Consider the following 20,270-nt stretch of genomic DNA (forward strand, 5'->3'; position numbering starts at 1 on the left):
CGCGCCGGGAACGGCGCGGCGCCCACGCGCTGACTTATGCTTCGACCAGGATGTCTGTGTAGAGCTCGGACGGATCCGGCTCCGGGCTCGATTGCGCGAAATCGGCGGCGTCGGTCACGATCGCCTTGATCTCCTTGTCGATGCCCTTGAGCTCATCCTCGTCGAGCCCCATCTCCAGCAGCGTCGCGCGCAGATGGTCGATCGGGTCGTGCTCCTGCCGCATCTTGTTGACCTCTTCCTTGGTCCGGTATTTCGCCGGATCGGACATGGAATGGCCGCGATAGCGGTAGGTTTTCATCTCGAGAATGTAGGGGCCCTTGCCGGAGCGACAGTGTTTCACGGCTTTCTCGGCGGCGGCGTGCACGGCCACCACATCCATACCGTCGACCTCCTCGCCCGGAATGCCGTAGGCGGCCCCGCGCTGGAAGAGCGACGTGCCGGCAGCGGCGCGGGTCACGGACGTGCCCATGGCGTACTTGTTGTTCTCGATGATGTAGATCACCGGAAGCTTCCAGAGAGAGGCCATGTTGAAGCTCTCATAGACCTGACCCTGGTTCAGCGCGCCGTCGCCGAGATAGGTCAGGCTGACTTCCTGAGAGCCATTGTACTTATTCGCGAAGGCGAGACCTGTACCGATCGGAACCTGCGCCGCGACGATTCCGTGGCCGCCGTAGAAATCCTTCTCGCGGCTGAACATGTGCATCGAGCCGCCCTTGCCTTTGGAGAGGCCTCCGATGCGGCCGGTCAGTTCGGCCATCACGCCCTTCGGGTCCATGCCGCAGGCCAGCATGTGCCCGTGGTCACGATAGCTGGTGATCACCTTGTCGCCCTTGCCGATCGCCGCCTGCATGCCGACCACGACCGCTTCCTGGCCGATATAGAGATGGCAGAAACCGCCAATCAGCCCCATGCCGTACATCTGCCCCGCCTTCTCTTCGAAGCGGCGGATGAGCAGCATGTCGCGATAATACGGAAGAAGCTCCGCAACATTGTTCTTCGGCGGGCTGCTGGTCCGGGATTTACGAGTCCGTGTGGATGCGCCGCGGCTGCCGCCGGCGGCTGACTTCGCTTGAGCCATCTCTCTCCCTTTCGACCGGAACGAGGCGTCGCTTTTACGAAACGATCTACGCCTCACTTGGTGTCAAAAGAGAAATACTTCAAATTAACCTGATTTTCAACAGAGTTAACTTATTGATAAATAAAGGAATAACTATAATTAACCGTATATCGGTTAATTGATGCGCGAAGCCATTGAAATCGCCTGTGTTTCGACCGGTCCAGAGAGTCCATCGAGCGAAATGGCGTCCTGATAACCGGCGAGATCCTGTAGCACGAACTCGTCCCTGCCCTGATAGTTCAGGACGATGCGGGCCTGTTCCGTCAGCAGGTCGCGGTCGATGCTTTCCGGGTGCAGCATGGCCACTTTCTTCTCGAGTGCCTCGCGGCGCTCCTTCAGAACCGCGAGACGGGCCTCGGCGGCCTCGATCTTGCTGTCGAGCGCACGCCAGGCATGAACGCCGCGATCGCCCTCGACGGCATGGAAGACAAAATAACCGAGGAGCAGGCAGCCGATGACCGGCCCTACAACATGCTTTGCGCGACGTTTGATCTCGAATGCGAGAGTCATCAGCTCCTCCGTTACGCAGGAGTGAATCACCGGCGAATCGGGCGGTCAACGTGAACGAAATGAGAACCTTGAATTTAAGGTTCCCAATCGGAACAACATGTTGCGAAAAAGACTCACCCGGGGGCTTCAGCGAAGCCGCCGGATGGGTTTGTCACGTAAAAAGTGTCAGGCGCGGGCGCCGAGACCTGCGCGGCCCGCATAGCGCGCCGCCGGACCGAGATCTTCCTCGATCCGGATGAGCTGGTTGTATTTCGCCATGCGGTCGGAGCGGGAGAGCGAGCCGGTCTTGATCTGGCCCGCATTCACCGCGACCGCGAGGTCGGCGATGGTCGCGTCCTCGGTCTCGCCGGAGCGGTGCGACATGACGGTGGTGTAGCCGGCCTTGTGCGCGGTCTCGCAGGTCTCCAACGTCTCGGTCAGGGTGCCGATCTGGTTGACCTTCACCAGGATGGAATTGGCCGCGCCCTTGGCGATGCCTTCGCGCAGGCGCTTCGGATTGGTGACGAAGAGGTCGTCGCCGACGATCTGCACCTTCCGGCCGATCCGGTCGGTCAGCGCCTTGAAGCCGTCCCAGTCGTCCTCGGAGAGCGCATCCTCGATGGAGACGATCGGGTAGCGGTTGCAGAGATCCTCGTAGAGATCGATCATCCCGCCGCTGTCCAGCACCTTGCCCTGCCCCGAGAGCACGTACTTGCCGTCCTTGAAGAACTCGGTGGAGGCCGGATCGAGTGCGATGGCGACATCCTCGCCCGGGCGGTAACCGGCGGCCTCGATCGCGGACATGACGAAGCCGAGCGCCTCTTCCTCGCTCTTCAGGTTCGGCGCGAAGCCGCCTTCGTCGCCTACATTGGTGCTGTGACCGGCCTCGGAGAGCTTTTTCTTCAGCGCGTGGAACACCTCGGCTCCGACACGCACACCGTCCGCCAGGGTTTCGGCGGAGACCGGCATGATCATGAATTCCTGGAAGTCGATCGGGTTGTCGGCATGGGCGCCGCCATTGATGATGTTCATCATCGGCGTCGGCAGGATATGGGCGAAGGCCCCGCCGATATAGCGGTAGAGCGGCATGTCGAAATCGGCGGCGGCCGCATGGGCGACGGCAAGGCTGACACCGAGCATGGCATTGGCGCCGAGGCGCTCCTTCTTGTCGGTCCCGTCGAGATCGAGCAGGATCTGGTCGATCGCGATCTGCTCGGAGGCTTCCTGATCGAGCAGCGCGTCGAAGATCTCGCCGTTCACCGCCTCGACCGCCTTCAGGACGCCCTTGCCGCCGTAACGGTCCTTGTCGCCGTCGCGCAGCTCGAGTGCCTCATAGGCGCCGGTAGAGGCGCCGGACGGGACGGCAGCGCGGCCCTGCGCGCCGGTCTCCAGGGTCACATCGACTTCCACGGTCGGGTTGCCGCGGCTGTCGAGAATTTCACGCCCGGTGATATCGACGATGGCGCTCATGGGTTCGCTCTCCAGATAGACGATAAACGGTTCGGAAACGGCGGTTGGGCCGGCGCGCACAGGCATACTCGCGGCGGGGAAAGGTTGCAATGCTGTCGCGGCACTTTTGTGTCCCGGCGCGCAGTCTCATATGCTCCGGACACACGCGACGAGGGAGAGAGCGATGTCGAAACTCACCGGCCCGGCCTTTGATCCGATGGATGTCAAACCGAGGATCGGAAGCGGCTATCCGGAGGAATTCCAGAAAGGCTGCGAGACGCGCGAGAAACGCCGGCTCGGCGACCATGGCGGCCTCGTCAATTTCGGCGTCAATCTGACCACCCTGCCGCCGGGACAGGGCTCTGCGATCAGGCACTGGCACACCATGCAGGACGAGTTCGTCTTCGTCGTCTCCGGCGAACTGACGCTAGTCACCGATGCGGGCGAGCAAATTCTGACCTCCGGGATGTGCGCCGCCTTCCCGAAGAACATTCCCGACGGCCATTGCCTGGTGAACCGCTCCGATGCCCCGGCGAGCTATCTCGAGATCGGCGACCGGACGCCCGGCGATGTGGGGCATTACCCGGATGTGGATCTGGTCGCGGACGGCAAGACAGGTTCCTACGTCTTCACGCGCAAGGACGGCACGCCTTACTGAAGCCCATTGACGTCGTCATCCCGGCGCAGGCCGGGACCCAGGGGTAGACGGACACGGCTCTATGATCTCTGGGCCCCGGCCTTCGCTGGGGTGACGATCTGTGGAGGCACTCGTTCCCACCTCCTATGTGGTGGCTCCTCACCCCGGACGCTACGGTTCTCCCATGAAACAACAGGCACGCGGATAAGCTGCCGAAAACGGAGGAACGCGACTTGGCCGGGATCAGGAAGCGGGTGGTGGCGGGCGAGCCCGTCTACGGCGCCATGGTGTTCGAGTTTTTCAGCTCCGGCGTCCCGGAGATCTTCGCGCAGGCAGGCTGCGAGTACCTGATCTACGACATGGAGCATAACGGCGCCGGTTTCGAGACGCTCAAAGCCCAGGCCGCGATCTGCAGGGGCTTGCCGGTCGTGCCGATGGCCCGGGTTCCGGCGAGCGCCTATCACTTCCTCGCCCGCGCCCTCGATATCGGGATGCGGGGCGTCATGGTGCCGATGGTGGAAAGCGGAGAGCAGGCCCGCGCCATCGCCGAGGCGACGCGCTATCCGCCCGTCGGCCGCCGTGGCGCGGCCTTCGGCTTCGCCCATGACGGATACAGCGGCGGCGCGCCTGCGGACAAGATCGCGGCCGCGAACGCCGAGATCACTGTGATCGCCCAGATCGAGACAGAGCACGGTCTGGAGAATGTCGAAGAGATCGCGGCGATCGACGGCATCGACGTGCTCTGGGTCGGCCAGTTCGATCTCACCAACTTCCTCGGCATTGCGGGCGACTTCGAGCATCCTGCCTTTCACGACGCGGTCGCACGGACAGTCGCCGCGGCGCGGAAGAACGGCAAGGGGCTCGGCTTTCTCGCGACCGACGAAAGCTGGGCCGCACGGGCCCGCAAAATGGGCTTCAACATGGTCGCCGTCGGTACCGACCAGGGCCTGCTGATGCGCGGTGTTTCCTCCCTGATCGAGGCTGCGCACCAGGCAGAAAGCAAATAAGAACAACGAGATAGCCAGGGAGTAAAATGCGATGGCCTTCAAGGTCGCGACCACGCGGGATCTGATGAATGCGGCGGGTGAACCGATTTTCGATCCGGCGCTTTTCGATCTGCTGAAAGCAAACCCGGAGATCGAGTGGGAATGGCTCCCGGAGGATGTCACGGAGATCACGCCGGACATCGCCGCACGCTACGATGCGATCCACATCAACCTGCCGCGCGTTACTGCGGCCTCCGTCAGCCGCGACGATTGCCGGGTGAAGATCTTTGCGCGCAACGGCGTCGGTTTCGATACCGTCGATCTCGACGCCTGCGCTGCGAAGGGGATCGCCGTCACCAACACGCCGATCGCCATCCGCCGGCCGGTCGCGGTCGCCGCCCTGACCCTGATCTTCGCGCTTTCGGGAAAGCTCTTCAAAAAGGACGAGATCGTCCGGGCCGGCCGCTGGAACGCGCGTGTCGACCATATGGGGATCGGTCTCACCGGCCGCACCCTCGGGATGATTGGTGCCGGAGGCATCGGCCAGGAACTGATCCCGCTCGCGCGACCGTTCTTCAAGGAGATCCAGGTCTACGATCCCTATGTCGAAGCTGAGGTCTTCCAGCGCCTCGGCGCCCGAAAGGTCGGTTTCGGGGAAGTTCTGGCGTCGGCTGACTTCCTGCTGGTCGCGTGCCCGCTGAACGACGAGACCCGGCACATGATCGATGCCGACGCCTTCCGGCAGATGAAGCCGACCGCCTGTTTCGTCAATGTCGCCCGTGGGCCGATCCATGACGAGGCCGCGCTCGCGGAAGCGCTTGCCGCGGGAGAGATCGCGGCGGCGGGCCTCGACGTCACCGAGCAGGAGCCGATCTCGCCCGACAGCCCGCTGCTCAAGATGGAGAACACGATCATCACCCCGCACGCGCTCTGCTGGACCGACGAGTGCTTCGACGACATCGCCCGAACGGCGCTGCAGTCGATCCTCGATGTGTCGGAGGGCCGGGAGCCGGTGCACCGGGTAATCTGAGAGAGTGAGCCCAGCGCTTCACCAGTGGATCCCGACGCAGGTCGGGATTCACTAATGGCGATGAAAGTCAGTGCGCTGAACGCAATTCCGTCGCTCTCGCGCTCGCGGCAGACGCATCCAGCCCCGACGCCGTCAGCGCCTCGCCGTATCGCTCCCAGCTCCAGGCGCTGTTCGGCTTCTTCTCCGTCCGCTCCGAGAGCAGTGCGCGGGCCTTCGCGGTCTCGCCGCCTTTCAGGCTGGCATCCACCAGCATCTCCTCGAAGACATCGCGCTGGGCGTGGCTTCCGCCGATGGACTGAATATCGTAGCGCAGCGGCCAGATCAGGCTGACGGCCCGCGCCGGATTGCCGGAGCGGATCGCTGACATCGCCTCGGCGAGCGCCAGACCGACTTTCCGCGTGATGCGTGCCTGTGTCTGATCCCGCGTCGCCGCGTCTTCGGCATAGGCCCGCAGCTTCTCGATCATCTCGGCGGCATCCGTCATGCGGCCCGCGCCGAGCAGTGCCATCAGGTAATGCAGCGAGACAAAAATCAGTTCGTGATCGTCCAGGTGCTTCTTGGCGAGATCGGCAAGCTGGGCCCAGCGTTCCGGGCCCACCTGCATACCGTAGAGCTCAAGACGCCAGAGCAGCGCCGCCGCATTTACCACGTCGAGATACTGGTCCGCCTCGAGATCACTCGCGACCTGGGCATCGTAGAGCGCCATCACCTCGTCCAGCTCGTAGCGCTCGAGATGGAACAGCGCGCGATGCCACCAGACGTGGAAGCGGAAATTGTGCACCGTCGACCAGTGCGGCTCGAGTCCCTTGATCCAGTCGATCCCCTCGCGGTGGCGGCCTTCCATCTCCATCACATGGGCGACGGCATGGACCGACCAGGCGTCTTTCGGGTCGATCTCGACCGCCTCGCGAGCATAGCGCTCGCCCTTGCGGTAATCCCCCGCCTCCTCAAGGCCAAATCCGTACATCCCGATCAGATTGCCGTAGAGCGGATGCGAGCGGTCCCAGGCATGCATGACCCGGGCGACGCTATCCCGCATCCGGGCGCCGCTGCCGGCATAGAAATGGGCGAAATGGGCGAGCCGGAGCGCAAGCATGTCGCGCGGCGCATCGAGCAGGATGCGCTCCCAAGCCTCGGCGGCGCCTTCGATGTCGCCGGCACACCAGGCGCCGAGCGCGGCGAGATGTCCCTTCTCCCGGTCGGTCGTGTCGACGCGGGCAAAGAGATCCGTTGCCGTGCCGAGCGCCTTTTCCGCCCGCACGGACATTGCCCCGGTACCGAAGAGCTTCATGAAATAGCCCTTGGTCACGTGGGCCAGCGGCATGTCGGGGTCGGCGGTCAGCGTGTCTTTCAGACGGTCGCCGACATCGCGGGTGAAGCGGACATAGCCTTCGACGGTCGAGCCGAAAGCCGATGCCGCCTCCCCGGAGGCCGCCGTGACATCAAGTCCGAGACCGTCCGAGTAAACCGGCATGTTCCTGCTCCTGGGTGCTTTATCCGAGACTGATCGGGTTCGCCTTGGCAAGACGATCGAAGGCCATCAGAGTTTCGAGCAGCGCGCGCATTTCCGCAAGGGGGACCATGTTCGGCCCGTCGCTCGGCGCGGTATCCGGATCCTGATGGGTCTCGATGAAGAGCCCCGCCACCCCGACCGACGCGGCCGCGCGCGCCAGCACGGGAACGAACTCCCGCTGTCCGCCGGAACTGTTGCCCCGTCCGCCCGGCTGCTGGACGGAATGGGTCGCATCGAAGATCACCGGATAGCCGGTCTGCGCCATGGTCGGCAGGCCGCGCATGTCGGTGACCAGCGTGTTGTAGCCGAAGCTCGTTCCGCGCTCGGTCAGCAGGATGTTCTGGTTCCCCGCACCCGCAACCTTTCCGACGGCAGGCGCCATATCCCAGGGAGCAAGAAACTGCCCCTTCTTGATGTTCACCGTCTTGCCTGTTTCGGCCGCGGCAAGCAGCAGGTCGGTCTGGCGGCAAAGAAAAGCCGGGATCTGCAGGATGTCGACATATTCGGCGGCCGGCGCGCATTGCGAGGCATCATGCACGTCGGTCAGGACCGGACAGCCGAAGCGCTCGCGCACCTCGGCGAGTATCGGCAGCCCCTTCTCCATCCCGATCCCGCGGCCCGCGCTGGCGCTGGTCCGGTTCGCCTTGTCGTAGGAGCTCTTGTAGACGAAGCCGATGCCGAGATCCTTGGTGATACCGGCAAGCACTTCCGCCATCTCCAGCGTGTGTTCGCGGCTCTCCATGGCACAGGGGCCGGCGATCAGCACGAAGGGCTTCTCGTTGGAGAAGGAAACGGGTCCGACACTGACGGTCTTCGCGGTCATCTCACGCTGCTCCTGGCAATGTTAGACGAGGCGCGACTGGGTGACCGCGGCCTCGATGAAGCTGGTGAAGAGCGGATGCGGATCGAACGGCTTCGACTTCAGTTCCGGATGGAACTGCACGCCGATGAACCACGGATGGCTCGGCAGCTCGACGATTTCCGGTAGCTCACCGTCCGGCGAGAGACCGGAGAAATGGAGCCCAGCCGCTTCCAGCGCCGCCTTGTGGTTGATGTTGACCTCGTAGCGGTGCCGGTGGCGTTCGCTGATCCGGTCCTTGCCATAGATCTCGCGTACCTTGGAATTCGGAACCAGATCGCAATCATAGGCGCCGAGCCGCATGGTGCCGCCAAGATCGCCGTCCGCAGCGCGCTTTTCCGTCTCGTTACCGCGGACCCACTCGGTCAGCAGGCCGACAACCGGCAGGTCGCACGGACCGAACTCGGTCGAGCCCGCCCCTTCCATGCCGGCAAGCGAGCGTGCCGCCTCGATCACCGCCATCTGCATGCCGAAGCAGATTCCGAAATAGGGAATCTTGTGCTCGCGCGCGAAGGTGACGGCCTTGATCTTTCCTTCCGCCCCGCGCTCGCCGAAGCCGCCCGGTACCAGAATGCCGTGAACGTCCTCAAGCCGATGGATGGTGTCGTCGCGCTCAAAGATCTCGCTGTCGATCCAGTCGAGCTCGACCTTCACCTTGTTGGCGATACCGCCATGCGCGAGGGACTCCGCAAGCGACTTGTAGCTGTCGAGCAGGCTGGTGTACTTGCCGACCACGGCGATCTTCACCGTGCCTTCCGGGTTACGCACCGTGTGGGTGATATCGGTCCAGCGCGAAAGGTCGGGCTCCGGTGTCTTCTCGTCCAGCAGGCCGAAATGACGGCAGACTTCGACGTCGAAGCCTTCGTTATGATAGGCGACCGGCACGTGGTAGATCGAATCCACGTCCAGTGCCGGGATCACCGCTTCCGGCCGGATGTTGCAGAACAGGGCGATCTTGCGTTTCTGGTCGGCCGGAATTTCGTGCTCCGAACGGCAGAGCAGGATGTCGGGCTGGATACCGACGCTCTGCAGTTCCTTTACCGAATGCTGCGTCGGCTTGGTCTTGAGCTCGCCGGCCGAGGCAATCCACGGCACCAGCGTCAGATGCACGAAGAGCGAGCGCTCGCGGCCGAGCTCGTTGCCGAGCTGGCGGATCGCCTCGAGGAACGGCAGGCTTTCGATGTCGCCTACCGTGCCTCCGATCTCGCACAGCACGAAATCCTCGTCCCCGAGATTGGAGCGGCAGAATTCCTTGATCGCGTCGGTGACGTGCGGAATGACCTGGATCGTTGCGCCGAGATAGTCGCCACGGCGCTCCCTCGAAATCACGTCCATATAGATCTGACCGGTGGTCACACTGTCGTTCTTGGTCGCCGAAACGCCCGTGAACCGCTCGTAGTGGCCGAGGTCGAGATCGGTCTCCGCCCCGTCGTCGGTCACGAAGACCTCGCCGTGCTGATACGGGCTCATGGTGCCCGGATCGACGTTCAGATAGGGGTCGAGTTTACGAAGACGCACCTTGTAGCCACGCGCCTGAAGCAACGAGCCAAGGGCCGCAGAAGCGAGGCCTTTACCGAGAGATGAAACCACGCCGCCGGTGATGAAAATAAAGCGAGACATGGACCTGCGTTATATCCGAATTGATGAAGCTGACCTAATCAAAACGCACCCCTTCGCCCGCCCGATTTCGAGCGGGGCGCGAGGCACGCCGAAAACCTTAGAGTTACTGCGAGAGAGGCGCCTGCGGACCGGTCGGGGCGGCCGGCTCGGAACTCTCCTGAACCTGATCGGCAATCGAGCCGGTCTTGTTCGTCTCGGCGAGAATCGCGAGCAGGATGCTCGTGGCAAAGAAAGCCGCCGCCAGAATTGCCGTGCTGCGCGTGAGCAGGTTTGCGGTACCGCGAGCCGACATGAAGCCGCCCATTCCGCCGCCGCCTCCGCCGCCGATGCCAAGCCCGCCGCCCTCGCTCCGCTGCAGCAGAACGACAATGACAAGCGCGAGCGCGATCATCAGGTGAATGGCAAGCAGGACTTCGATCATCGGTCTTTCCCGGCTCTCGTCCGGCGCGAAAAAGAAATCGCGCCGAGGACGGTAGAATGAATCTCGCGGGGTTGTAGCTTCCCCGCCGCCACTTGGCTAGAGCGAATTGATGCCGCAGCCGTCAGCCGGCCGCGGCGGCAATGGCGAGGAAATCCTCCGCCTTCAGGCTCGCGCCGCCGACCAGAGCGCCGTCGACGTCGGCGAGTCCCAGGATCTCGACGGCGTTTCCGGGCTTCACGGAGCCGCCATACAGCAGCCTCAGCGCATCCGCTCCGCCGAGCATCGAGGCCGCGACCTTGCGCATGTGGGCATGCATGGCGGCGATGTCATCGATTGTCGGCGTGCGGCCGGTTCCGATGGCCCAGACCGGCTCGTATGCGATCACGATCCCGGTTTCGCTCGCACCGTCCGGAAGCGAGCAGCGAATCTGGGCTTCGACCACGGCTTCCGCCTTGCCCGCATCGCGTTCCGCTTCTGTCTCGCCGACACAGACGATCGGCGCCAGGCCGGCGGCGAGGGCCGCTTCCGCCTTCGCCTTTACGGTCGCATCGCTCTCGCCATGGTCCGCACGGCGCTCCGAATGCCCGACAATCACGTAGGATCCGCCGAGATCCCTGATCATCGCAGCCGCGACGTCGCCGGTATGCGCGCCGCTCTGCTTCATGTGGCAGTCCTGCCCGCCGACCGAGACTGCGCTTCCGGCCAGCACCGCCGCGACGGGAGCGATCAGCGTCGCTGGGGGACAGACCAGCATGTCCGCAACGCCATTTGCGGCAAATTTCTTCGCCAGTTCAGCCGCCAGAGCCTCGCCCTCGGCGCGCAGCAGGTTCATCTTCCAGTTTCCGGCGATCAGGACGCGGCGTGTCATCTCGGTTCTTCCCTCGGCGCAGATTGAAAAGGCGGCATCGCCTTAGCACATTGGATCATAAGGTGGGGAGGCTGGATTTCACTCGGAATTGCGAGTTGCAGCACGGAACTGCCCGCTTCTATTATGCGCCTCCCCGTGAGGGGGCCCCGTAACCCGAGAAAGCCGCGACGTACCCCATGCTTCAAATGATCCGCTCCCGCGTCACCTCGATCTTCGTCAAGGGACTGTTCGTTCTGCTGATTGCCTCGTTCGCGGTCTGGGGGATCGGCGATATCTTCCTCGGCTCCCCGACAGGCAAGGCCGCCATCGAGGTCGGCGATGTCGAGATCACGACCGCCGAGGTTCTCGACGAGTTCGAACGCGTCCGCCGCACCATGGGGGCGCAGTTGACTGCGGAGCAGGCCGCCCAATTCGGCGTTCTCGAGCAGGTCATGAACGATCTCGCCAACCGCGCGCTCTTCGTCGCAGAAGCAGGCGATCTCGGGCTTGCCGTCGGCGAGGATCAGATAAAGCAGCGTATCGCCGACATGCCGGCCTTCCGCGACCAGACCGGCAAATTCAATCCGGACATGTTCCGCCAGGTCCTGTTCCGCAACCAGTTGAGCGAGGCCGGCTTCGTCACGCTGTTGCGCGAGGAAATCCGGCGCGACCAGATCATCAATGCGGTGACCGCCGGGCTCTCGGTCCCGGAAGTTCAGGCGAATGCCTACTACCGCTACCGCAACGAGGAGCGCGAAGCGAAACTCGTCACGCTCGATGCCGCCACGCTGGCGGAGCCGGCCGCACCGACCGACGGCGAGATCGACGCCTTCTATAACGACAACAAGGAACGTTACAGGGCCCAGGAATACCGTTCCGCGACCGTGCTGTCCCTGACCCCGGACGCCCTTGCCGAAGATATCGAGGTTTCGGACTTCAAGCTCCGCGAAGCCTACGACTCCCGTCTCGGTGAGTTCCAGACCCCCGGGCGCCGCACCGTTGACCAGATCTTCCTCGCCGACAAGGAAACCGCCGACAAGGCAGCGGCCGCCCTCGGCGAAGGCCAGTCGTTCGAAAAGGTCGCGGGAGAGGTGGCGGAGATGGCGCCGGACGCGCTGTCGCTCGGCTCCGTGACCCGGGCCGATCTCGAAGGCACCGCCCTCGCCGACGCCGTCTTCAACGCGGAACTGAACGTGCCGACCGCCCCCGTCGAGAGCGACCTCGGCTGGCACATCTTCCGCGTGACCGAAATCATGCCCGAGAGCACCAAGTCCTTCGACGAGGTGAAGGACATGCTCAAGCGCGACGTTGCCCACAATGATGCGCTCGACCGGATCTTCGAGATTGCCAACCAGATCGAGGACTCGCTCGCTGCCGGCGACACGATCGAGGAAGCCGCCAAAGCGGTCGAATTGAAAACCGTCGCGCTTCAGGACCTCGACCGGCAGGGCAAGGGTATCGATGGCGCGGAAGCGGGCGGCATCGCCGCCGACGCGGGCTTCCGGACGACCCTCTTCTCGACCCCGCTCAAGGAACAGAGCCAACTCGAAGAGACCCGCGGCGGCGGTTACTACATTCTACGCGTCGACGGCATCACCGAGGCAACCGTTCGCCCGCTGGCCGACGTGAAGGATCAGGTGGTCGCCGACATGATCGCGGAGCGCCGTGCCGACGCGAACCTGAAGCGCGCGCAGCTTCTCGTGCAGGAGGCCGCCTCCGGGGGGCTTTCCGCCGCGGCGGAAAAGGCGGGCTATGAGGTCCGGGATCTCGCGCCTTTCACCCGAACCGGTGATGGCCTGCCCGATGGTCTGCCGGCCGACGTCGCCGAAATCGCCTTCGACCTGAAGATCGGCGACATCGGCATGTCTGAGGATCTGACGCAGATACACATCGCCGAGCTCACCGCAGTCAAGCAGGCCGATCCAGCAGCGGCGAAGGATGCCGTGGATAGCCTCGCGCGACAGGTTCAGGGCGGAATGGCGGCGGACGCCGTCGAGCTCCTCGTTGCGACCCTCCGCGACAGCCACAGTGTCACGATCAACTCGGGCCTGCCGCTCTCGGTCATTCAGGGCGGCAATACCGGCGGCGTTCCGCAGCAGAGCGGCGGTCTGTTCTGATGCAGGTCTCTCCCGAACGTGCCCCGTTTGCATCAACCTATGCCGACGGGAAGGCGCAGGTCGTCTGGACCACGCTGGTCGCCGATCTGGAGACGCCTGTCTCCGCGATGATGAAACTGGCCGAGCGCAAGGCGAACGCCTTCCTGCTCGAATCCGTCGAGGGCGGCAGCGTGCGCGGCCGCTTCTCGATCATCGGCCTTCGCCCCGACGTGATCTGGCGCTTCAAGAAGGAACAGGCGGAGATCAACCGGCAGGCGCGGATCGACCCGCATGCCTTCGAGCCGTGCCCGGAAGCCCCCCTCGCCTCGTTCCGCAGCCTGCTGGCGGAGTCCGAGATTGAGCTGCCGGAGGGTCTGCCGCCGATGGCTTCGGGCCTCTTCGGCTACATGGGTTACGATGCGGTCCGGCTGGCCGAGAAGATCCCCGACACCAATCCGGACGACCTGCAAATCCCGGACGGCCTTTTCCTGCGTCCGACGGTGATCTGTATCTTCGACCGGCTGGAAGACGTCGTCACCATTGTCACGCCCGTCCGGCCGGATCCCGGCATGTCCGCCGACGCCGCCTACGACGCCGCGCGGGCCCTGCTGTCGGACGTGCTGCAGGATTTCGACCGCAACCTGCCGCTGACCCGACAGGGCGTCGGCGAGCCGACCAAGCTGCCGGATCCAAGCTCCAACACCACGCGCGAAGAGTTCCACCGGATGGTGGAGAAGGCAAAGGACTATATCGCCGCCGGCGACGCCTTCCAGGTCGTCCCGTCGCAGCGCTTCTCAGTCCCTTTCAAGCTGCCGCCGCTCGCGCTCTACCGCTCGCTGCGCCGGCTCAACCCCTCGCCGTTCCTGTTCTATTTCGACTTCGGCGATTTCTCGATCGTCGGCTCCAGCCCGGAAATCCTGGTGCGCGTGCGCGACGGCGACGTTACGCTCCGCCCCCTTGCCGGCACCCGCAAGCGCGGCGCCAATGCCGAAGAGGACAAGGCCCTCGCCGAGGACCTGCTGTCCGATCCGAAGGAGCGCGCCGAGCACCTGATGCTGCTCGATCTTGGCCGGAACGATGTCGGGCGGGTGGCGAAGATCGGCACCGTGAAGGTGATCGAGCAGTTCGTGATCGAGTATTACTCTCACGTCATGCACATCGCCTCCCATGTCGAAGGCAAGCTGCGCGACGAACTGGACGCCCTCGACGCACTCTGGGGCGGTTTCCCGGCTGGAACCGTTTCCGGTGCGCCGAAGGTCCGGGCGATGGAGATCATCGACGAGCTGGAGAAGTCACGACGCGGCGTCTATGCCGGCGCGGTCGGCTATTTCAGCGCCAACGGCTCGATGGATACCTGTATCGCGCTACGCACCGCCGTGGTGAAGGACGGAACAATGTATGTCCAGGCCGGCGGCGGCGTCGTCGCGGACAGCGATCCTGAAGGCGAATACCAGGAGTCGGTCAACAAGGCCCGCGCCCTCTTCCGGGCGGCCGAGGAAGCGGTCAAATTCTCCGCGCGGAGCGGCTGACCGGCCCGACCTCCGGCCGTGAAACACAGAAAATAGATACGTGAAACAAGTCAGTGCGCGATCCTCACACGATCGCGCACTTTTTTATTCGGCAGGCTCCGGCGCGAGTTCCGGTACCGGTTCCCCCTCTCCCGCCGGCAACAGCAGAGCGGCGGCGAATGCCGTTGCGGCGAGCCCTCCGAGGATCAGGAACAGCCAGGTGAAGTCCCCCGTCGCGCTGTAGACCCAGGCGAGCAGAGGAACCGCGCCGGCAGAGACACCGAGCGTCAGAAGGAACTTCACCCCGAAGGCCGTCCCACGCCACGCCGGGGGCGTAAAGCGGGCAAACAGCGCGTTCTCGGTCGGCACCGCGATGGTGTTCGAGAGCACCATCACGACCGAGACAGGAAACAGCAGCCAGCTGTCGATCGAGGCGACGATGATCAGGAACGGGATCTGGATAATCCAGGCGGTCACGTAGACCCGCTTCTTGTTGAACCGGTCGGCCAGCCATCCGCCGGCGATCTGCGCGCCGCCGGAGCAGAAATAGATCGCCGAGACCAGGAGGCCGATGCCAAACAGCGCATCGCCGCTGCCGAGCCGGTTCTCGAAGAGCTTCGGCAAGGCGAAGGAAGTCGCCTGATAGATCAGCCCGGAACAGCATACTGTAATCGCAAGCGCCAGAGCACCGCGCTGCATATCCTTGCGCGTGGTCTCTGCCGGTGCCCGTGCCGCCTTCTTCGTATCATTCTCGATCCAGCCCCGCCAGACGCCGAAAGCAAGCAGGAGACCCGTCGCGACGCAGACGATACCGGGAAGGATGAAGGCCAGGCGCCAGGAGCCGAGATCGGCCAGCAGCGCCGCGACCAGCGGTGCCGAGCCGACACCGAGGCTGCCGAACACACCGTTGATGCCGAGCGCCTTGCCCCGGTTCGCCACATGCCGCACCACCCAGGCGATACCGACCGGATGATAGATCGCGGCGAAGAAGCCGATTGCAGTCAGGCCGGCCGCGATCTGGAACAGCGAATTCGCGAAGCCGGTGAGGATCGACATCGCACCGGTCCCGAGAAAGAACACCACCATCATGCCTGTGGCGCTCCAGCGGTCGCCGAGATAGCCCGCCGGAATGGCGCAAAGCCCGAACATCAGGTTGCCGAGGAACATCAGCCCGATCAGTTCGTGATAGGGCGCGGAGAAGACGGATTCGAGCGCAATCACCGCCGTCGGATAGAGCAGCATGAAGAAATGCGAATAGAAATGCCCGATGCTTGAAAAACCGAGCGAAAGGCGGTCGGACAAAGGATTCATTGCCGAATTTCCGTCAGAAGAGGTTCCAGCAATCGTCGCAGCACTTAGGTCAGCGCACAACTCTCCTATGTGCATTTGACTCATTCCGGCGCGCCATTACCATATCTTACGATCAATTCTTCGCCACGGGGCGCCGGGAAAGCCAGGATGTCCGAAACGCCTGCAAGCGACAGCAAAACCGCCAAGCGCCCGACAAAGACGCAAGTCGCGTGGCTACGGCGCGGCCTAGGTGAGCCAGGCGGCAAGCTTCCGCTGTTCAACGATCAGGGGCAGCGGGTAAACGACCGCATGGTCCAATCCTGCCTCGACCATGGCTGGGCAGAACCCTGGTTCGAAAACCCGCTGAAACCGAACTGGCTGGTCTGCAAGCTCACGGATCTCGGCCGCGCGGCCATAGACGGCTCGCGGTAATGCATGACCAGCCTCAATCACTTCATCGCAATGGAAACGTTGAATGACTCTTGAAGAGTATCTGAGCGTCATCGTCGACAGCAAAGCCGACGACTGGCGCACCTCCAACGTTCCCACCTTCATGCACAGGATCGTCCCGTCACGCACGCCCGGCTCGGATTTCGAGCTGCAGGAGCACAATGTCCTGATGAACTATATGCCGGACATCCGCTTCTCGATGGCCTGGGGCCTCGTCGCCGACCGGAACTATGCCGAACCCTGGCTGGAGAAGCTGCCGAACAAGCGCGGCGACGCCGTGATCCTCGATTTCCTGTTCAACGGCGCCCTCGTCTACCGGGACGTGCTCATCGCCGTGGACAACTGGCGCTGCATCCTGCCTCAGCCGATGAATACCGAAAGCGCCCCCTTCCGGGTGCAGGAACGGCGCATGCAGATCGCGCGCCTCGTGCACGGGCTGGTCGGCCCGGATTCCAGCTTCGGCGCCTATTTCAAGCGCCTGGGCATGGTCCCGGCGAAGGTGCCGTGGCCATAACAAACTTGAACATTTACGGGGAAATCAATGGTCGGAGCGGCGGGATTCGAACCCACGACCCCTTCACCCCCAGTGAAGTGCGCTACCAGGCTGCGCTACGCTCCGACCGATTGAGACGGTCTCTCTAGCCCGTCACCAAAGCGGAAGCAAGCGCCTTGAAGCGCCTGCATCGTTCATTGACCTGAATGTATTTGGAAATCGGCTCAGCGCCGGACCCGGTCCAGCGCCTTTTTCAGGGATTCCAGCTCGCCGAGCGCGGTCCGGACCTCTTCCATCGCATCCGTGGCGAGACCGTCCTGGCCATTGCCGTCGACCGATGCCTGTGTCCCGTCAGCCTCGAAAGGCAGACCCGGCTGCGCATCGTCAGCTTTCGCGGCGCTGTTCGGCCCCGGAATTTCCGGATCGTACTCGCCGCCGTCATTGCGCATGGCGGCGCGCGCGCCGCCGTCTTTCAACAGCTTCTGCACGCCCTTGATGGTGTAGCCATCCTGATAGAGCAACGTCCGGATACGGCGCAGAAGCGCGACGTCTTCGGGACGGTAATAACGCCGTCCGCCGCCGCGTTTCAGCGGCCGCACCTGAGAGAACTTGGTTTCCCAGAAACGGAGAACGTGCGGCGGAACCTCAAGATCGTCTGCAACTTCGCTGATCGTGCGGAAAGCCGACGCGGACTTGCCGTTCCTACGCGTCCCAGTGCTCTGATGGTCGGTTTGCATAGCCATTAGGCGTCATGCCTCCGTACTCACCCGGCGTCGCCGCCAAGCCCTTCGTTGATCCGGTTCTTGAGGACATGGGAAGGCCTGAAGACCAGCACTTTACGCGGCAAAATCGGAACTTCCTCGCCGGTCTTGGGATTGCGTCCGATGCGCTCCCCCTTCTGGCGTACCAGGAAACTTCCGAACGAAGAGATCTTGACCACCTCGTCGCGAGACAAGGATTGCGCAATTTCTTCGAGAACAGCTTCAACCAATTCGGCGGACTCGTTACGAGAAAGACCGACTTCTTGGTACACTGCCTCGCTCAATTGAGCCCGTGTAACCGTCTTACCAGTCATAGCCACCCCCATCCTTAGCAGCCTAAAGTATCGCGGAAAATCGGCACCGTCAATTAATCGACTTATTACAGGAATTTGGAGGCGTTTTCTGACCTAATTTCAGACCGCCCGGCGCCAATTGACGGGAGATTTCTGCGGCTTTCGAGCACAGTACCTAACCTACTGAAACAGAGAGAAATTAGCGCGATTGCGCTGGAAATTGCGCCGCAATATGGCGGAAAAAAGGCACGCGCCAGATCCTATTCAGGGAGCGCCGATTCGGACCAGACCCGCACCCCAGACGAGACCGCCGCCGATCGCTTCGAAGAGCACCAGATCGCCTTTCTTGACCCGGCCGTCCGCCATCGCCTCGGAGAGCGCGAGCGGCACCGAGGCGGCCGACGTGTTGGCGTGCCGGGCAATGGTCGAGACCACCTTCTCGTCCGGCAGTTTCATCTTCTGCGCCATGCTCTTGATGATCCGGGCGTTCGCCTGGTGCGGGATCAGCCAGTCGATGGCGGTGGATTCAAGCCCGTTGGCGGCAAGCGCCTCGTCGATCACGCCGGAAAGCTTGGAGACGGCGTGGCGGAACACCTCCTGCCCCGCCATGCGGACATGACCGACGGTCTTGGTCGAGGACGGGCCGCCGTCGACATAAAGGATATCCCTGTGCCGGCCGTCGGAATGCAGATGGGTCGAGAGCACACCGAAATCGTCCACGTCCTCATCGTCGCGGGCGGCACGCAGCACGACCGCACCGGCGCCGTCGCCGAAGAGAACGCAGGTCGAGCGGTCTTCCCAGTCGAGGATGCGGCTGAAGGTTTCGGCACCAATGACCAGCGCCGCGCGCGCCTGCCCGGCCTTGATGAAATTGTCGGCCGTCGCCAGCGCGTAGATAAACCCGGCGCAGACCGCCTGGATATCGAAGGCGGCGCCGTGATCCATGGCGAGCTTCGCCTGCACCTTGGTCGCAGTGGAGGGAAAGGTGTCGTCCGGCGTCGTGGTGGCAACGACGATGAGATCGATATCGGCGATCTCCATGCCTGCATTCTCGAGCGCGGCACGGGCCGCGGCGACGGCGAGGTCCGACGTCATCTCGCCGTTCGCGGCGACATGGCGCTGCCGGATACCGGTCCGCTTCGAGATCCATTCGTCCGACGTGTCGACCTTTTTTGCCAACTCGTCATTCGTGACGATCCGCTGCGGCAAGTAGGAGCCGCAGCCGACCAACAGAGACTTCTTCAGGGTCATGAAGCTACCGATGTCTGGCGTGTCAGGGCCGCACCCTCGTAATCACCGTAGAGTGCGATCTCTTCTTTGACTTTATTGAGGAAACCGTAACGGCACATATCGGCGGCGACGCAAACAGCATTGGCGAACCCGAGCGCGTCGGTTCCACCATGGCTCTTCACGCTGATACCGTTGAGGCCGAGGAAGACGGCGCCATTGTAACGCCGCGGATCGAGACGCTTGCGCATCTGTTCTAGCGCACCGCGGCACAGAAGATAACCGATGCGGGCGGCCCAGGACGACTTGAAGGCGTCGCGCAGGAACTGGGTGATCATCCGCGAGGTGCCTTCGGCGGTCTTGAGCGCGATATTGCCGGAGAATCCGTCGGTCACGATCACGTCGACTGTGCCGGCGGTGATGTCGTCACCCTCGACGAAGCCGATATATTCAAAACTCTCGGACTTGATCTCGCGCAGTATGGCTGCGGCGCCACGGACCGCGTCGCTTCCCTTCTGCTCCTCGCTGCCGACATTCAGCAGACCGACGGTCGGCCGGCTGAGGCCGAGTACCAGGCGAGAGAAAATTTCCCCCATCAGCGCGAACTGGACGAGGTTCTGGGAGTCGCAGTCGACATTGGCCCCGAGATCCAGCATGCATGTCTCGCCACGACGGGTCGGGAAGAAACTCGCGATCGCCGGTCGTTCGATGCCCGGGCACATCCGCAGGACGAATTTCGACATCGCCATCAGGGCACCGGTATTGCCGGCCGAAACGACGCCGTCCGCGGCGCCTTCCGCCACCTGATTGATCGCAAGACGCATGCTTGAATTGCGCCCGGAACGCAGCGCAACGGACGGCTTCTCCGCCGCCCCGACCGCCTTGTCGGTGTGGATCAGCGTGAAGTTGCTGTTCGCCAGCCTTTTCGTCTTTTCGATCAGCGGGCGCAGCTGCGCCTCGTCACCGACCAAAATCAGCTTGAGATCGGGCATCCGCGCAAGCGCGATATCCGCTCCGCGAATCACGATATCGGGCGCGTGATCGCCGCCCATAGCGTCCAGGGCCAGTGTTGGACCGTCTACCATGTGTTCGACATCATCCAGGTTGAAGACGCGGCCACAGCGGCGCGTTTCGAAACCCCTCGACAGTTAACCTTCCACAGATACGGAGTGCAGGAAGGAGGA

20 protein-coding genes and 1 tRNA gene are annotated in these 20,270 nt (G+C 63.3%); 7 read left to right on the forward strand and 14 right to left on the reverse strand.

All coding sequences use genetic code 11. The features are described from left to right. Positions 1–34: 34 nt before the first annotated feature. From pdhA to eno, 3 genes are all read right to left on the reverse strand, one after another. Complete coding sequence (pdhA, locus tag JJ959_RS00815) at positions 35–1,078, reverse strand: pyruvate dehydrogenase (acetyl-transferring) E1 component subunit alpha (protein ID WP_292879373.1); 1,044 nt, start codon at positions 1,076–1,078, stop codon at positions 35–37. A gap of 153 nt (positions 1,079–1,231) precedes the next feature. Then, positions 1,232–1,627 carry a septum formation initiator family protein gene (locus JJ959_RS00820; protein WP_292879374.1) on the reverse strand — a complete coding sequence of 132 codons (396 nt, stop codon included), beginning with the start codon at positions 1,625–1,627 and terminating at the stop codon, positions 1,232–1,234. 165 nt (positions 1,628–1,792) lie between these two features. Further along, a complete protein-coding gene (gene eno / locus JJ959_RS00825) occupies positions 1,793–3,076 on the reverse strand; it encodes a phosphopyruvate hydratase (RefSeq protein WP_292879375.1) in 1,284 nt (427 codons plus the stop codon). A gap of 163 nt (positions 3,077–3,239) precedes the next feature. Here eno and JJ959_RS00830 point away from each other — a divergent pair, with 163 nt between their 5' ends. The 3 genes from JJ959_RS00830 to JJ959_RS00840 all read left to right on the forward strand — a co-directional run bounded on the left by JJ959_RS00830 (position 3,240) and on the right by JJ959_RS00840 (position 5,708). Continuing rightward, the gene (locus JJ959_RS00830) at positions 3,240–3,713 is read left to right on the forward strand and encodes a cupin domain-containing protein (protein ID WP_292879376.1); all 474 of its coding nucleotides are present in this window, start codon (positions 3,240–3,242) and stop codon (positions 3,711–3,713) included. 212 nt (positions 3,714–3,925) lie between these two features. Continuing rightward, positions 3,926–4,699, forward strand: coding sequence for an aldolase/citrate lyase family protein (locus JJ959_RS00835; RefSeq protein WP_292879377.1), 774 nt, complete (start codon positions 3,926–3,928; stop codon positions 4,697–4,699). A gap of 31 nt (positions 4,700–4,730) precedes the next feature. Then, positions 4,731–5,708 (forward strand): NAD(P)-dependent oxidoreductase, encoded by a 978-nt coding sequence (locus JJ959_RS00840; protein WP_292879378.1) that lies wholly within the window; start codon positions 4,731–4,733, stop codon positions 5,706–5,708. A 67-nt stretch (positions 5,709–5,775) separates the two neighbouring features. Here JJ959_RS00840 and JJ959_RS00845 read toward each other — a convergent pair whose 3' ends face one another. The 5 genes from JJ959_RS00845 to tpiA form a co-directional block, all read right to left on the reverse strand. After that, entirely contained in the window at positions 5,776–7,182 is a 1,407-nt protein-coding gene (locus JJ959_RS00845; RefSeq protein ID WP_292879379.1) for a tetratricopeptide repeat protein, read from the reverse strand. A 19-nt stretch (positions 7,183–7,201) separates the two neighbouring features. Then, complete coding sequence (gene kdsA, locus JJ959_RS00850) at positions 7,202–8,044, reverse strand: 3-deoxy-8-phosphooctulonate synthase (RefSeq protein WP_292879380.1); 843 nt, start codon at positions 8,042–8,044, stop codon at positions 7,202–7,204. Positions 8,045–8,065: 21 nt separating this feature from the next. After that, positions 8,066–9,700 (reverse strand): CTP synthase, encoded by a 1,635-nt coding sequence (locus JJ959_RS00855; RefSeq protein WP_292879381.1) that lies wholly within the window; start codon positions 9,698–9,700, stop codon positions 8,066–8,068. A 103-nt stretch (positions 9,701–9,803) separates the two neighbouring features. Further along, positions 9,804–10,121, reverse strand: coding sequence for a preprotein translocase subunit SecG (gene secG, locus JJ959_RS00860; RefSeq protein ID WP_193180546.1), 318 nt, complete (start codon positions 10,119–10,121; stop codon positions 9,804–9,806). 121 nt (positions 10,122–10,242) lie between these two features. After that, on the reverse strand, positions 10,243–10,989 hold the full coding sequence (tpiA, locus tag JJ959_RS00865; protein WP_292879382.1) for a triose-phosphate isomerase: 747 nt from the start codon (positions 10,987–10,989) through the stop codon (positions 10,243–10,245). Between the two features lie 176 nt (positions 10,990–11,165). On the opposite strand from tpiA, the gene JJ959_RS00870 reads away from it, so the two are divergent. Together JJ959_RS00870 and trpE are read left to right on the forward strand one after the other, a co-directional pair. Continuing rightward, the gene (locus tag JJ959_RS00870) at positions 11,166–13,085 is read left to right on the forward strand and encodes a SurA N-terminal domain-containing protein (protein ID WP_292879383.1); all 1,920 of its coding nucleotides are present in this window, start codon (positions 11,166–11,168) and stop codon (positions 13,083–13,085) included. Then, complete coding sequence (trpE, locus tag JJ959_RS00875; protein ID WP_292879384.1) at positions 13,085–14,593, forward strand: anthranilate synthase component I; 1,509 nt, start codon at positions 13,085–13,087, stop codon at positions 14,591–14,593. Before JJ959_RS00870 ends, trpE begins: the two co-directional genes overlap by 1 nt. A gap of 84 nt (positions 14,594–14,677) precedes the next feature. Here the strand turns inward: trpE and JJ959_RS00880 are convergent, their stop codons facing one another. Next, positions 14,678–15,883 (reverse strand): MFS transporter, encoded by a 1,206-nt coding sequence (locus JJ959_RS00880; RefSeq protein ID WP_292879385.1) that lies wholly within the window; start codon positions 15,881–15,883, stop codon positions 14,678–14,680. Positions 15,884–16,030: 147 nt separating this feature from the next. Between JJ959_RS00880 and JJ959_RS00885 the strand changes: the two genes are divergently transcribed. Then, entirely contained in the window at positions 16,031–16,294 is a 264-nt protein-coding gene (locus JJ959_RS00885) for a hypothetical protein (protein WP_292879386.1), read from the forward strand. Between the two features lie 43 nt (positions 16,295–16,337). Next, positions 16,338–16,826 (forward strand): hypothetical protein, encoded by a 489-nt coding sequence (locus tag JJ959_RS00890; protein WP_292879387.1) that lies wholly within the window; start codon positions 16,338–16,340, stop codon positions 16,824–16,826. A 28-nt stretch (positions 16,827–16,854) separates the two neighbouring features. Here JJ959_RS00890 and JJ959_RS00895 read toward each other — a convergent pair. From JJ959_RS00895 to plsX, 5 genes are all read right to left on the reverse strand, one after another. Next, positions 16,855–16,931 (reverse strand) — tRNA-Pro (locus JJ959_RS00895). Between the two features lie 98 nt (positions 16,932–17,029). Continuing rightward, the gene (locus JJ959_RS00900; protein WP_292879388.1) at positions 17,030–17,548 is read right to left on the reverse strand and encodes a MerR family transcriptional regulator; all 519 of its coding nucleotides are present in this window, start codon (positions 17,546–17,548) and stop codon (positions 17,030–17,032) included. 20 nt (positions 17,549–17,568) lie between these two features. Further along, positions 17,569–17,880: an integration host factor subunit alpha gene (locus tag JJ959_RS00905; RefSeq protein WP_193180539.1), complete on the reverse strand. Its 312-nt coding sequence runs from the start codon at positions 17,878–17,880 to the stop codon at positions 17,569–17,571. 243 nt (positions 17,881–18,123) lie between these two features. Then, entirely contained in the window at positions 18,124–19,110 is a 987-nt protein-coding gene (locus JJ959_RS00910; RefSeq protein WP_292879389.1) for a beta-ketoacyl-ACP synthase III, read from the reverse strand. Beyond that, on the reverse strand, positions 19,107–20,171 hold the full coding sequence (plsX, locus tag JJ959_RS00915; protein WP_292879390.1) for a phosphate acyltransferase PlsX: 1,065 nt from the start codon (positions 20,169–20,171) through the stop codon (positions 19,107–19,109). The genes JJ959_RS00910 and plsX overlap by 4 nt, the downstream gene beginning before the upstream one ends. Between the last annotated feature and the right edge of the window lie 99 nt (positions 20,172–20,270).

This window comes from Nisaea sp., from assembly GCF_017640745.1.
Lineage (GTDB): Bacteria > Pseudomonadota > Alphaproteobacteria > Thalassobaculales > Thalassobaculaceae > Nisaea.

What these genes read in the sequence shown, in the direction of transcription:
- pdhA (WP_292879373.1), bottom strand. Translation starts at nt 1,078, where the DNA reads ATGGCTCAAGCGAAGTCAGCCGCCGGCGGCAGCCGCGGCGCATCCACA.
- JJ959_RS00820 (WP_292879374.1), bottom strand. Translation starts at nt 1,627, where the DNA reads ATGACTCTCGCATTCGAGATCAAACGTCGCGCAAAGCATGTTGTAGGG.
- eno (WP_292879375.1), bottom strand. Translation starts at nt 3,076, where the DNA reads ATGAGCGCCATCGTCGATATCACCGGGCGTGAAATTCTCGACAGCCGC.
- JJ959_RS00830 (WP_292879376.1), top strand. Translation starts at nt 3,240, where the DNA reads ATGTCGAAACTCACCGGCCCGGCCTTTGATCCGATGGATGTCAAACCG.
- JJ959_RS00840 (WP_292879378.1), top strand. Translation starts at nt 4,731, where the DNA reads ATGGCCTTCAAGGTCGCGACCACGCGGGATCTGATGAATGCGGCGGGT.
- JJ959_RS00845 (WP_292879379.1), bottom strand. Translation starts at nt 7,182, where the DNA reads ATGCCGGTTTACTCGGACGGTCTCGGACTTGATGTCACGGCGGCCTCC.
- kdsA (WP_292879380.1), bottom strand. Translation starts at nt 8,044, where the DNA reads ATGACCGCGAAGACCGTCAGTGTCGGACCCGTTTCCTTCTCCAACGAG.
- JJ959_RS00855 (WP_292879381.1), bottom strand. Translation starts at nt 9,700, where the DNA reads ATGTCTCGCTTTATTTTCATCACCGGCGGCGTGGTTTCATCTCTCGGT.
- secG (WP_193180546.1), bottom strand. Translation starts at nt 10,121, where the DNA reads ATGATCGAAGTCCTGCTTGCCATTCACCTGATGATCGCGCTCGCGCTT.
- tpiA (WP_292879382.1), bottom strand. Translation starts at nt 10,989, where the DNA reads ATGACACGCCGCGTCCTGATCGCCGGAAACTGGAAGATGAACCTGCTG.
- JJ959_RS00870 (WP_292879383.1), top strand. Translation starts at nt 11,166, where the DNA reads ATGCTTCAAATGATCCGCTCCCGCGTCACCTCGATCTTCGTCAAGGGA.
- trpE (WP_292879384.1), top strand. Translation starts at nt 13,085, where the DNA reads ATGCAGGTCTCTCCCGAACGTGCCCCGTTTGCATCAACCTATGCCGAC.
- JJ959_RS00880 (WP_292879385.1), bottom strand. Translation starts at nt 15,883, where the DNA reads ATGAATCCTTTGTCCGACCGCCTTTCGCTCGGTTTTTCAAGCATCGGG.
- JJ959_RS00885 (WP_292879386.1), top strand. Translation starts at nt 16,031, where the DNA reads ATGTCCGAAACGCCTGCAAGCGACAGCAAAACCGCCAAGCGCCCGACA.
- JJ959_RS00890 (WP_292879387.1), top strand. Translation starts at nt 16,338, where the DNA reads ATGACTCTTGAAGAGTATCTGAGCGTCATCGTCGACAGCAAAGCCGAC.
- JJ959_RS00900 (WP_292879388.1), bottom strand. Translation starts at nt 17,548, where the DNA reads ATGGCTATGCAAACCGACCATCAGAGCACTGGGACGCGTAGGAACGGC.
- JJ959_RS00905 (WP_193180539.1), bottom strand. Translation starts at nt 17,880, where the DNA reads ATGACTGGTAAGACGGTTACACGGGCTCAATTGAGCGAGGCAGTGTAC.
- JJ959_RS00910 (WP_292879389.1), bottom strand. Translation starts at nt 19,110, where the DNA reads ATGACCCTGAAGAAGTCTCTGTTGGTCGGCTGCGGCTCCTACTTGCCG.
- plsX (WP_292879390.1), bottom strand. Translation starts at nt 20,171, where the DNA reads ATGGTAGACGGTCCAACACTGGCCCTGGACGCTATGGGCGGCGATCAC.